Source organism: Cyanobium sp. Aljojuca 7D2 (assembly GCF_024346415.1).
GTDB lineage: Bacteria > Cyanobacteriota > Cyanobacteriia > PCC-6307 > Cyanobiaceae > Cyanobium_A.
In genome coordinates, this window is record NZ_JAGQCX010000002.1 from 229,229 (window position 1) to 241,861 (window position 12,633).

The 12,633-nt window shown below is 66.6% G+C and carries 10 protein-coding genes; 7 read left to right on the plus strand and 3 right to left on the minus strand.

Annotation, left to right across the window (positions count from 1 at the left end; genetic code table 11):
- Positions 1-9: 9 nt before the first annotated feature.
- The 3 genes from ppk1 to KBY57_RS03490 all read left to right on the plus strand — a co-directional run bounded on the left by ppk1 (position 10) and on the right by KBY57_RS03490 (position 3,951).
- The gene (gene ppk1, locus KBY57_RS03480) at positions 10-2,154 is read left to right on the plus strand and encodes a polyphosphate kinase 1 (RefSeq protein WP_254994478.1); all 2,145 of its coding nucleotides are present in this window, start codon (positions 10-12) and stop codon (positions 2,152-2,154) included.
- A gap of 194 nt (positions 2,155-2,348) precedes the next feature.
- A complete protein-coding gene (locus KBY57_RS03485) occupies positions 2,349-3,272 on the plus strand; it encodes a sigma-70 family RNA polymerase sigma factor (RefSeq protein ID WP_261356634.1) in 924 nt (307 codons plus the stop codon).
- A 7-nt stretch (positions 3,273-3,279) separates the two neighbouring features.
- The gene (locus KBY57_RS03490; protein ID WP_409996395.1) at positions 3,280-3,951 is read left to right on the plus strand and encodes a diacylglycerol/polyprenol kinase family protein; all 672 of its coding nucleotides are present in this window, start codon (positions 3,280-3,282) and stop codon (positions 3,949-3,951) included.
- Here the strand turns inward: KBY57_RS03490 and KBY57_RS03495 are convergent.
- The gene (locus KBY57_RS03495) at positions 3,944-4,267 is read right to left on the minus strand and encodes a hypothetical protein (protein WP_254994481.1); all 324 of its coding nucleotides are present in this window, start codon (positions 4,265-4,267) and stop codon (positions 3,944-3,946) included. The genes KBY57_RS03490 and KBY57_RS03495 overlap by 8 nt on opposite strands.
- Before the next feature lie 196 nt (positions 4,268-4,463).
- Entirely contained in the window at positions 4,464-5,543 is a 1,080-nt protein-coding gene (locus tag KBY57_RS03500; protein WP_254994482.1) for a 3-deoxy-7-phosphoheptulonate synthase, read from the minus strand.
- A 118-nt stretch (positions 5,544-5,661) separates the two neighbouring features.
- Between KBY57_RS03500 and acnB the strand changes: the two genes are divergently transcribed.
- Positions 5,662-8,277, plus strand: a complete 2,616-nt coding sequence (acnB, locus tag KBY57_RS03505; RefSeq protein ID WP_254994483.1) for a bifunctional aconitate hydratase 2/2-methylisocitrate dehydratase — start codon at positions 5,662-5,664, stop codon at positions 8,275-8,277.
- Positions 8,278-8,379: 102 nt separating this feature from the next.
- Complete coding sequence (locus KBY57_RS03510; RefSeq protein WP_254994484.1) at positions 8,380-9,936, plus strand: B12-binding domain-containing radical SAM protein; 1,557 nt, start codon at positions 8,380-8,382, stop codon at positions 9,934-9,936.
- Positions 9,937-9,951: 15 nt separating this feature from the next.
- On the opposite strand, the gene purU is transcribed toward KBY57_RS03510, so the two are convergent.
- Entirely contained in the window at positions 9,952-10,827 is an 876-nt protein-coding gene (purU, locus tag KBY57_RS03515) for a formyltetrahydrofolate deformylase (protein ID WP_254994485.1), read from the minus strand.
- 133 nt (positions 10,828-10,960) lie between these two features.
- Here purU and psbQ point away from each other — a divergent pair, with 133 nt between their 5' ends.
- Positions 10,961-11,482 (plus strand): photosystem II protein PsbQ, encoded by a 522-nt coding sequence (gene psbQ, locus KBY57_RS03520; protein WP_094559199.1) that lies wholly within the window; start codon positions 10,961-10,963, stop codon positions 11,480-11,482.
- A gap of 44 nt (positions 11,483-11,526) precedes the next feature.
- Positions 11,527-12,600 (plus strand): NAD(P)/FAD-dependent oxidoreductase, encoded by a 1,074-nt coding sequence (locus KBY57_RS03525; protein ID WP_254994486.1) that lies wholly within the window; start codon positions 11,527-11,529, stop codon positions 12,598-12,600.
- Positions 12,601-12,633 lie beyond the last annotated feature (33 nt).

The following is a 12,633-nucleotide window of genomic DNA, read 5'->3' on the forward strand; positions in this document are numbered from 1 at the left end:
CGGGTTGACATGGCGGAACCAAAGGCTGACGCGCAGGTCGCTCCGGAGCTCTACATCAACCGCGAGCTCAGCTGGCTGGAGTTCAACAGCCGGGTGCTGGCCCAGGCCCTCGACGAGCACACCCCGCTGCTGGAGCAGGCGAAATTCAGCGCCATCTTCAGCAACAACCTCGATGAATTCTTCATGGTGCGGGTGGCTTCGCTGAAGTCGCAGATTGAAGCGGGCGTCAGCACCCTCAGCGACGACGGCCTCACGGCCCAACAACAGCTCCAGGCGATCCGCACCAAGCTGCGCCCGCTGCTGGAGATGCAGCAACAGCACTACCGCCACTCACTCAAGAGCCACCTCTGCGACTACGGCGTTCACCTGATCGACTACGCCAACCTCAACAGCGATCAACGTGAGTGGCTGAACAGCTATTTCCAGAACGCCATCTTTCCAGTCCTGACCCCCCTGGCGGTGGATCCCTCCCACCCGTTCCCGTTCATCAGCAACCTGAGCCTCAACGTGGCCGCCCTGGTGCGCGACCCCGACTCCGGCCAGCAGGAATTCGCCCGGGTCAAGGTGCCGCAGAAAAACCTGCCCCGCTTCGTCCAAATCCCGCCCAACCTCAGCGGCAAACAACCCGAGCCCATCTACACGGCTGTACCGCTCGAGCAGGTGGTGGCCTTCAACCTGGGCCTGCTGTTTCCGGGCATGCACGTGGAGGGGCACTACTTCTTCCGCGTCACCCGCGATGCCGACCTCGAACTGCGCGACCTCGAAGCCGACGACCTGATGGAGGCCCTGGAGGAGGGCCTGCGCAAACGCCGCCGCGGCGGCGAAGTGGTGCGCCTGGAGGTGGCCGATGAGATGCCGGAAGCGGTGGTGCAGCTGCTGATGGACGGCACCGCCGTGGAAGCCGAGGACGTGTACCGGGTGAATGGCCCCCTGGGCCTGGACGACCTGATGAGCCTGTTGGCCATCCCCTTGCCCCAGCTCAAGGAAAAGCCCCACAAGGGCCGCACCAGCCCAGCCCTGGCGCGCACCCAGAAGGGCCAGCTGGAAGACGGCTCGATCAAGGCCGAGGAGTTTGAAAGCATCTTTTCGGTGATCCGCCGCGGCGATGTGCTCCTGCATCACCCCTACGACCTGTTTTCCACCTCCGTGGAGGAATTCCTCAACCAGGCCGCCGACGACCCCTCGGTGTTGGCCATCAAGATGACCCTCTACCGCACCTCCAAGGATTCGCCGGTTGTGGGGGCCCTGATCCGGGCCGCCGAAAACGGCAAGCAGGTGATGGCCCTGGTGGAACTGAAGGCCCGCTTCGACGAAGACAACAACATCCAGTGGGCCAAGCAGCTGGAGGCTTCAGGCGTGCACGTGGTGTATGGCGTGCTGGGCCTGAAAACCCACACCAAAATCCTGCTGGTGGTGCGCAAGGAAAAGGAGCGTCTCAACAGCTACGTGCACATCGGCACCGGCAACTACAACTCCAAAACCTCCAGCCTCTACACCGACATCGGTCTGCTCACCGCAAGGCCGGAATTCGGCGCCGATCTGGTGGAACTGTTCAACTACCTCACCGGCTTCTCCAAACAACAGAGTTTCCGCCGGCTGTTGGTGGCGCCGGTTACCTTGCGCAACCGCATGGAGGGCCTGATCCGCCGCGAGATCGAGCACGCCCAGGCAGGCCGCGGCGGCCACATCCGGGCCAAGATGAATGCCCTGGTCGATCCGGCGATCATCGCCCTGCTCTACGAAGCCTCCCAAGCGGGGGTGACGATCGAGCTGGTGGTGCGGGGCATGTGCAGCCTGCGCCCCAACCTGGAAGGGATCAGCGACAACATCAGCGTGGTGAGTGTGATCGGCCGCTTCCTCGAACACTCACGCCTGTTCTGGTTTGGCAATGGCGGCGAACCTGAATTGTTCATCGGTAGCGCCGACTGGATGTCCCGCAACCTGGACCGGCGGGTGGAAGCCGTCGCTCCCATCGAAGATGCCCGGCTGCGGCATCAGCTTGAACAGGTGCTCGAGCTCTACCTTCAGGACACGGGTGCCTGGCACATGGACAGCCAAGGCCATTTCAGTCAGCGTCAGCATGCTGGTGAACCAAACCTCGCTCAACAGCAAATGGTGCGTCGCTGGCGAGGCGGCTTGGCACCCGCCAACTGATGCTGCAAAAGCACAGGCATCCGTGCTAATCGGCAGCAATCCATACAGGAATTCTTCCAAATCAAACCGTTGCAGCGTGCGTTGCAGTGCTACATTCCGGCCAAATCCAATACGGAGGCTGGGGTGTGGGGACGCCTTTGCAATCCGCTTCAGCCGTTGTTGACAACAACGGTTCGGAGCTTTCAGCAACGAAACTGGCAAAGGTGCGCGCAACCGGTCCCCGGGCCGGCGGACGTCTCAGTGCCGATTCGATTGGTTGGTATCTGAGCACCATTGGTCGTGTGCCCCTGCTCACGGCCGCGGAAGAAATCGAGCTGGCCCACCATGTGCAGGCCGGTAAACGGCTGCAAGAATTGCCCGCCGAAGAGATCACGCCCAAACACAAGCGCCAGCTGCGGATGGCCCAGCGGGCCCGCGACCGCATGATGGCGGCCAACCTGCGCCTGGTGGTAAGCGTTGCCAAGAAGTATCAAAACCAGGGGTTGGAACTGCTCGATCTGGTGCAGGAAGGGGCGATCGGCCTAGAGCGCGCCGTCGACAAGTTCGATCCGGCCATGGGCTACAAGTTTTCGACCTACGCCTACTGGTGGATCCGCCAGGGGATGACCCGGGCCATCGACAACAGTGCCCGCACAATCCGCCTGCCGATTCACATCAGCGAAAAGCTGTCGAAGATGCGACGCATCAGCCGGGAGCTCTCCCACCGGCTCGGGCGCCAGCCCAACCGGCTGGAGCTATCCCATGCCATGGACATGGCTCCCCAGGACCTCGAGGAGCTGATGGCCCAGAGCGCCCCCTGCGCTTCCCTGGATGCCCACGCCCGCGGCGATGAAGATCGCAGCACCCTGGGCGAACTGATCGCCGATCCGGCCAGCAACGAGCACATGGACTCGATGGACCGGCACATCCAGAAGGAGCACCTGGGCGCCTGGCTCTCGCAGCTGAATGACCGAGAGCAGAAAATCCTCAAGCTGCGGTTTGGGCTGGAGGGATCCGAGCCCCTCACCCTGGCGGAGATCGGCCGACTGATCAACGTGTCACGGGAGCGGGTGCGGCAACTGGAGGCCAAAGCGATCATGAAATTGCGGCTGATGAGCAACGTCCAGCAGGCCGCCTGAGCCGATGGTGGGCGGATGGCCGCAGCAGCTGCTGGGTGTTGCCGCCATCACCAGCTGGCTAGCCCTGCTGACTGTGGCCGCGCTGCAGGTGCGCCGCCGCTGGAACGGCCAGCGGGAATGGAGCCGCAAGCTGGTGCACATCGGCACCGGAGCCGTGGTGCCGATCGCCTGGGCCCTGGGCATCGACCGCCTGATCGCAGTGCCGGCGGCAGGGGTGATCACCCTGCTGGCCGCACTCAACCACCGCTTCCGGCTGCTGCCTGCCATTGAAGATGTCGGCCGCGCCAGCTACGGCACCATCGCCTACGGGGCCTCGATCACCCTGCTGTTGCTGCTGTTCTGGCCGCAGCAACCGGCTGCGGTCGCAGCGGGCGTTCTGGTGATGGCCGTGGGGGACGGTCTGGCCGGATTGGTGGGGCCGCTGGTGGCCTCCCCGAGCTGGCACATCTGGGGTCAGCGCAAATCGGTGGTGGGCACCACGGCCATGGCCCTGGGCAGCCTGGCGATGCTGCTGGTGGTGCGCCAATGGGCCCAGGCGGCAGGGCTGCCCCAACCGGCGCTGGGCGCCTTGCTAGCCATCGCCGCCGTGGCGGTGCTGTTGGAGCAGGCGGCCGTGCTGGGCCTCGACAACTTCACCGTGCCCTTGGCGACAGGTTGGTTATGGGCACGGCTCAGCTGAGCAGCAGGGCTTCACAGCGCTGCTCCCAGTCGCGCTGGGTACCCAGACCAGCCACCACGAGCCGATCGGCCGGTTCATCGCGGAGGCGCAGCTGCCACTGACGAATCAGGTCGGCCCGCTCCATCCAGGCTTCCAGCACGGCCTGATGGATGGCCTCCAGATCCCAGTGCCGCTGCTCACCCGCCTGTTGAGCCCAGGCCAGCAGGCCATCCAGCTGAAACGGACGAAACCCTGCAAACACAGGCCCCGAGGACTGTTCCAGATAGAACACCTGCAGCGGTTCGCTCACGCCACAAAATTGCAACAAATAGGCCATGGAACTGACCTCCTGGAGATGCCATCAGGCTAGCCAGCCCTGCACAGATGGCTGTTCAAAAAGAACATTTTGTTGTGGACTGCTTAACAAGCCTGATGCATGCTTGTTGCACCAAAGGGTTGGCCAGCAGGCCCACTTTTTGCGCTTCGCTGATTAGCACTCAGCAATTGCGAGTGCTAAAGCATCACCAACCCGCTCAGACCGTCACCAGGGGATGGGCCGCCTGGGACTGCCGCACCGCTTCGGCCAACGTGTCGAGCACCGACCCGGTGGTGGCCAGATCGATGCAGGCATCGGTGATGCTCTGGCCGTAGGTGAGCTGGGCAAGATCGGTGGGGATCTTCTGGTTGCCCGCCACCAGATGGCTCTCGAGCATCACCCCCATCACGTGGGTGGAACCCGCGCGCAGTTGCTCCGCAACCTGAACCGCCACCTCGCCCTGACGGCGGTAATCCTTGTTGGAGTTGCCGTGGCTGCAATCCACCATCACCCGGGGGGGCAGGCCCGCCTTGGCCAGCTCCGCAGCGGCTTCCTCCACGGCCTCAGGGTGGTAGTTGGTGCCCCGCTTGCCGCCCCGCAGCACCAGGTGGCCATCCGGATTGCCGGTGGTGGTAACGATCGCGGCTTGGCCCTCCCCATTGATGCCGAGAAAGTGATGGGGCCGGGCCGCGGCCTCCATGGCATTGACCGCGGTGATGGCACTGCCGTCGGTGCCGTTCTTGAAACCAATTGGCATTGACAGACCCGAGGCCATCTCCCGGTGGGTCTGGCTCTCGGTGGTGCGGGCGCCGATGGCGGTCCAGCTGATCAGATCGGCGATGTACTGGGGCACAACCGGATCGAGCAACTCGGTGGCCGCCGGCAGACCCATCTCCGCCAGGTGCAGCAGCAGGCCGCGGGCCAGCCGCAGGCCCGTGTTGATGTCATAGCTGCCATCGAGATGGGGGTCGTTGATCAACCCCTTCCAGCCCACGGTGGTGCGGGGCTTCTCGAAGTACACCCGCATCACGATCTCAAGCGCATCCTGGAAGCGCTCTTGGGCCGCAGCAATGGCCGTGGCGTACTCCTTGGCCGCCGCCACATCGTGCACCGAACAGGGCCCGACGATCACCAACAGCCGGGAATCACGGCCATGCAGGATCGCCTGAATCCGCTGGCGGGCCTGCTGCACGGTGGCCGCCGAGCGCTCCGTAATCGGCAATTCGCGATGCAACAGCGCCGGGGGCACCAGCGGCCGTGTTTCCACCACATGCAGGTCGGAGGTGGTGGTGGTCATGGGCCTGATGCCGTTGAAACGGCGCCGCGCAGGGGTTTCCACCCTAGTCAGCAGCGATTGCGACCAAACGCTGGACCGGCCGCCAAGAACAATGGATATCAGATTGACGCGATCGGGCATGTCTGCAGCCAGCTTCCTCTCCAGCTACCGCGCCGCCGCGGCCGAGCGCGAGGCCCTGGGCATTCCGGCCCTGGCACTCAGCGCTGAGCAGACCCAGGCCCTCACCGAGCTGCTGCAGGCCCCGCCCGCCGGCGAGGAATCCTTCCTGCTGCACCTGCTGAGTGAGCGCATCCCCCCCGGCGTGGATGAAGCGGCCTATGTGAAAGCCGATTGGCTCAGCGCCGTGGCCCAGGCCAAAACCATCAGCCCCCTGGTGAGCCCCGTGGAGGCCGTGCGCCTGCTGGCCACGATGATCGGCGGCTACAACGTGGGCGCCCTGATCGCACTGCTAGCCAGCGCCGATGCCGCCATCGCCGAGGCGGCCGCCACAGGCCTGAGCTGCACCCTGCTGGTGTACGACGCATACCACGACGTGCTGGAGCTGGCGGCCAGCAACCCCTACGCCCAGCGTGTGGTCGACAGCTGGGCCGCCGCTGAATGGTTCACCGCCAAGCCCGAGCTGCCGGCGGAGATCACCGTGACGGTGTTCAAGGTGGAGGGCGAAACCAACACCGACGACCTCTCCCCCGCCACCCACGCCACCACCCGCCCGGACATCCCCCTGCACGCCACGGCGATGCTGGAAACCCGCATGCCCGGCGGCCTCGCGCTGATCAAGGAGCTCAAAACCAAAGGCCACCCGGTGGCCTATGTGGGCGATGTGGTGGGCACGGGGAGCTCCCGCAAATCCGCCATCAACTCGGTGCTGTGGCACACCGGCACCGACATCCCCCACGTGCCCAACAAGCGCGGCGGCGGCGTGGTGCTCGGCGGCAAGATCGCGCCGATCTTCTTCAACACCGCCGAAGACTCCGGCGCCCTGCCGATCGAGTGCGACGTGAGCGCCCTCAACAGCGGCGATGTGATCACGATCCGCCCCTACGCCGGCACGATTGAGCGCGCCGCGGGCGAAGCGAATGCCGGGGAGATCGTGGCCCGCTTCGAGCTCAAGCCGAGCACGATCACCGACGAGGTGCGCGCCGGCGGCCGCATCCCCCTGCTGATCGGCCGCTCCCTCACCGACAAAGTGCGCGCCCAGCTGGGGCTGAGCGCCAGCGACCTGTTCATCCGCCCCAGCGCCCCGGCCGACACCGGCAAGGGCTTCACCCTGGCCCAGAAGATGGTGGGCAAGGCCTGCGGCCTGAGCGGCGTGCGCCCCGGCACCAGCTGCGAGCCGCTGATGACCACCGTCGGCTCCCAGGACACCACCGGGCCCATGACCCGCGATGAGATGAAAGAGCTGGCCTGCCTGGGCTTCTCCGCGGATCTGGTGATGCAGAGCTTCTGCCACACCGCCGCCTATCCCAAGCCCGTGGACCTCAAGACCCACGCCGAACTGCCCGACTTCATGGCCTCGCGCGGCGGCGTGGCCCTGCGCCCCGGCGACGGCATCATCCACAGCTGGCTCAACCGCATGCTGCTGCCCGACACGGTGGGCACCGGCGGCGACAGCCACACCCGCTTCCCCCTGGGCATCAGCTTCCCGGCCGGCTCCGGCCTGGTGGCCTTCGCCGCCGCCATCGGCGCCATGCCGCTGGACATGCCCGAATCGGTGCTGGTGAAATTCACAGGGAAGCTGCAGCCGGGCGTGACCCTGCGCGATGTGGTGAACGCCATCCCCTATGTGGCCATTCAGCAGGGGCTGCTCACGGTGGCCAAGGAGGGCAAGCAGAACGTGTTCAACGGCCGGATCATGGAGATCGAGGGGTTGCCCGATCTCAAGCTCGAGCAAGCCTTTGAACTCACCGACGCCACGGCAGAGCGCTCCTGCGCCGGCAGCACCATCAAGCTCTCTGTTGAAACCGTGAGCGAATACCTGCGCAGCAATGTGGCGCTGCTGAAAAACATGATCGCCCGCGGCTACGGCGATGCGCGCACATTGGCGCGCCGCATCAAAGCGATGGAGGCCTGGTTGGCCAATCCGGTGCTGCTCGAGGCCGATGCCGATGCTGAGTATGCCGCCGTGATCGAGATCGATCTCGACCAGATCACCGAGCCGATCCTGGCCTGCCCCAACGACCCCGACAACGTCAAAACCTTGAGCGAGGTGGAGGGGGCGCCCATCGATGAGGTGTTCATCGGCAGCTGCATGACCAACATCGGCCACTACCGCGCCGCCGCGAACGTGCTCAACGGCCAAGGGCAGAACGCCGCTCGCCTGTGGGTGTGCCCGCCCACCCGTATGGACGAGGAGATGCTCAAGCAAGAGGGCTACACCGCCATCTTCGAAGCGGCTGGCTCCCGCATGGAGATGCCGGGCTGCTCCCTGTGCATGGGCAACCAGGCCCGGGTGGACGACAACACCACCGTGTTCTCCACCAGCACCCGCAACTTCAACAACCGGCTCGGCAATGGTGCCCAGGTGTACCTGGGCAGCGCTGAACTGGCGGCGGTGTGCGCCCAGCTGGGCCGCATCCCCTCAAAGGAGGACTATCTGGCAATCGCGGCCGCGAAGATCGATCCCTACGGCGCCGAGCTTTACCGCTACCTCAACTTCGACCAGATCGAAGGCTTCGAGGACCAGGGCCGGGTGGTGAGCGCCGAAGACGAGGCGAAGGTGCTGACGGAGGTGTGAACTGTTGGGTGAGACGCTGGAGGTCCCCGTCCGGCGTCTCACCTGAACCAGGAAACCCTGCTGTTTGAGCCCGCCCAGCCTGAGGCCGGGGCGCTGCGGACGGTGCTGGCCTTTCCCAGCACCTACACGGTGGGCATCACCAGCCTGGGCTACCAAGTGGTGTGGGCCACCCTTGCGCAACGCGCCGACGTGGATGTGCGTCGCCTGTTCACCGACCAGGGCGACCCGCCGCACCGGAACTGTGATCTCTTTGGCCTGTCACTGAGCTGGGAGCTCGACGGCCCGGTGCTGCTGGATCTGCTGGAGCAGCAGCGCATTCCGATCTGGGCCAGCGAACGGGGCGAGAGCGACCCGATCGTGTTCGGCGGTGGCCCCGTGCTCACGGCCAACCCCGAGCCCCTGGCACCCTTCTTCGATGTGGTGCTGCTGGGCGATGGCGAACTGCTGCTGCCCGCCTTTGTGGATGCGCTGCAACAGCACCGCGGCGCCCCGAGGGCCGAACGGCTGCGGCAGATGGCCCAGGTGCCGGGCGTCTATGTGCCGAGCCTCTACGCGCCCCGCTACGGCGCCGATGGCGAGCTGCTCGCCGTAGAGCCCACCGAGCCCGGCATCCCAGCCACGGTGGCCAAGCAAACCTGGCGCGGCAACACCCTGAGCCATTCGGCCGTGATCACCCCGGAGGCGGCCTGGCCCTCGATCCACATGGTGGAGGTGGTGCGCAGCTGCCCGGAACTGTGCCGCTTCTGCCTGGCCAGCTACCTCACCCTGCCCTTCCGCACCCCCAGCCTCGACGACGGCCTGATCCCGGCGGTGGAGAAGGGCCTGGCTGCCACCCAGCGCCTCGGCCTGCTGGGGGCCTCCGTCACCCAGCACCCCCAATTTGGCGAGCTGCTGCAGTGGCTGGATGGGGACCGCTTCGAGGGCACCCGCGTCAGCGTGAGCTCGGTGCGGGCCGCCACGGTGACGCCCGAGCTGGGCCGGATCCTGGCCAAACGGGGCAGCAAGTCGCTCACGATCGCGATTGAGAGCGGCAGCGAGCGCATGCGCCAGGTGGTGAACAAGAAGCTGGCCACCGAGGAGATCTACGCCGCGGCCCGCTACGCCAAGGAGGGTGGCCTCACTGGCCTGAAGCTCTACGGAATGGTGGGGTTGCCCAAAGAGGAAGACACGGATGTGGAGGCCACCGCCGAGCTGCTGCTGGCGCTGAAAAAAGCGACACCGGGCCTACGGCTCTCTCTGGGGGTGAGCACCTTCGTGCCCAAGGCCCACACGCCGTTCCAGTGGCAGGGGGTGCGGCCCGAGGCCGACAAGCGCCTGAAGCTGCTGGCCAAGCGGCTCAAGCCCAAGGGCATCGAGCTGCGCCCTGAAAGCTACGGCTGGAGCGTGATCCAAGCACTGCTATCGCGCAGCGACCGGCGCCTGGCCCCGGTGATCGCCGCCGCCAGGGGCCGTCACGAAAGCCTGGGGGGCTGGAAGCAGGCCTACCGGGCCGCAGTGGAGACCAGCCGCTCCGGACCCGAAGCTCCACCTCCCTGGGACGACGTGATCCACATCACCTGGAATCAAGATCGCGTCTTGCCCTGGGTGCACCTGGAAGGCCCCCTACCGACAGCCACCCTGGCCAAACACCGCAGCGAAGCCCTGGGCGAATCGCGCTGAAGCCCGACCCAGGCCTCAATCAAACACCGCCGTCCGCCCGCGATAGACCATCACCTGACGGCAGAGGTGCAGCCGCAGGGCCCTTGCGAGAGCCAGGCGCTCGCAGTCGCGGCCCTTGCGGATCAGGTCGTCCACGTCGTCGCGGTGGCTCACATGCACCGTGGCCTGCTCGATGATCGGGCCGCCGTCCAGCTCCTCGGTCACGTAGTGGGCCGTGGCGCCGATCAGCTTCACGCCCCGCTCCCAGGCACGGTGATACGGCTGGGCGCCCTTGAAGGCCGGCAGGAAGGAGTGGTGGATGTTGATCACCTGATGCCCCTGCCTGCCCTCACCGCGGAAACGGGCCAGGAAGCTGGGACTGAGCACCTGCATGTATTTGGCCAGCACCACCAGCTCGATCTGGTGGTCAGCCAACAGCTGCAGTTGAGCCTGCTCGGCCTCTTCTTTGCTGCCAACGCTCATCGGCAGATGCACGTAGGTGGCACCGAAGCCCTCCGCCACCGCGCAAAGGTCGGGGTGGTTCGACACCACCAGCGGCACGGTCATCGGCAGCTCACCGGCCCGGGTGCGCCAGAGCAGGTCCACCAGGCAGTGATCCTGCTTGCTCACGAAGATCGCCACCCGCGGCAGCTCATCGGAGAAGTGCACCTGGCCCTCGCCGCCCAGCCGCTCGGCCAGAGCCGCCACCGCCGGCGCAATCGCCTCTCGAGGCAAGCCGAAGCCATCCAGCGCCCACTCAATACGGCTCAGAAACAGGCCGGCGCCCAGATCGGTGTGGTGGTCGGCATGACGGATGTTGCCGCCATTGGCCGCCACCCAGCCCGAGAGCTCGCTCACCAGGGCGGGGCGATCTGGGCAGATCACCTGAAGGATGGCGGTGGGTGCAGACATGGCCGCGCGCGACGTCAACTGCAGACGTAGCACCCGAGGTGCCGCCAACAGGTTGCGAGGGGCTACAGAGAGGGGCTTTGGGCCAGGGGGCACCGATACACTCAGCGCCACGAATCAGGTGTTGGTGATGGTGATGGCTTCTGCCCGGATCCCTGCGGTGATCTCTACGGCGACCGCTGCGCTCGCCCAGCAGCTGCGCCGCTTGGTGGTGCTTGCCATGGCGGCCGTGCTCTGCCTGGGCCTCACCGCCTGCGACGGCGGCCAGAGCAAAAAGCCCCCAACCATCAGCCCGGAGGACATGGCCCTGATCGAGCGGCAAGCCGAGGGCTTCCTGGCCGCTCGCAACCGCCTGCCCGAGCTGGCCGCCCTGGTGAATGACCGCAACTGGGTGTTCACCGCCAACCTGATCCACGGCCCCATGCAGGAGGTGGGCCGGGAGATGAGCTACATCAACCAGCGTCTGCTTCCCGCCGACCGCCCCGAAGCTGAACAGCGCGCAGCAGCTCTCAAAACCGCCCTGGCCCAGCTCGATGAGGCCGCCCGCCTCCAGGATGGCGACAAGCTGCGCAAGGCCTACATCAAGGTGGCCAGCGGCTTCGGCCTGTATGCCCAGGTGCTGCCCGCCCAGGTGCAGGAAGACCTGAAGCAGGTTTGATCCAACCGGGGGACCCACCCCGATCAGCCCGGCCCCGATCCGTTGTGGTTGTGGGTGCGGGTCTGGTGGGCCGGGCCTGTGCCTGGCAGCTCCAGCAGCGCGGCCACCAGGTGCAGCTGCTCGATCCCGGCCTGAACGGCAGCCCAGATCCCAACTCCGGCAGCTGGGCGGCCCTGGGGGTGCTGATGGCCCAGGCGTTTCACCGCAGTAGCGGCCGCGGCTGGCGCCTGCGCCAGCGCAGCCTGAGCCTCTGGGGCGACTGGCGCCAGCAGCTGGGAGCCCAGGGCTGGCCACTGGCCTGGCGACCGGGGCTGCTGCTGTTGGCCAGCGGCGCCGACGATCTGGAGCGCCAGCAACGCCTGGTGGCCAGCCGCCAGCGTCAGGGCCTGCCCTTGGAGCTCTGGGGCCAGACCCAGCTCGACGCCCTGGCACCGGCCCTGCCGGCAGGGGCCGTGGGCGGCCTCTATTCCCCCGCCGACGGCCAACTGGATCCGGGCACCGCCATGGCTGCCCTGCTGGCAGACGGGCTGCGCTTGGGCCTGCAGCCGATCTGCGATCGCGCCGAGCAGCTGGAGAGCCATGCCGGCGGCTGGACGGTGCACACCGGCAGCGATCAGACCCTGCGGGCCGATGCGGTGGTGGTGAGCTCCGGGGTGGCCAGTGCGGGCCTACTCGCATCCCTCGGCCACAACCAGCCCCAGGAGCCGGTGCTGGGCCAGGCGCTGGAACTGGAGCTGGCAGCCCCCACCAGCTGGGACACGCCTGGGCCCTGGCCCGGAGCCGTGGTGTGGCAAGGAGTCAACCTGGTGCCACAAACCAACATCGGCGATCCTGGCAGCGGGCGGCTGTGGCTGGGGGCAACCCTGGAGCCCGGCGATCAGGCCGATCCAGCCGCCCTGGCCCACCTGCGCGCGTTGGGCGGCGCGGCCCCCGCCTGGCTCGAGCAGGCCGCGGTCATCCGGCGCTGGCAAGGCCACCGAAGCCATCCGATCGGCCAACCCGCCCCACTGCTCGCCCAGCTGGAACCGGGCCTGCTGCTGGCCAGTGGCCATTACCGCAACGGCGTGCTGCTGGCCCCGGCCACGGCGGAGTGGGTGGCCGATCAACTGGAGCCCTAACCTGCCGGCGTGGCGCCTCAGCCACTGCCACCA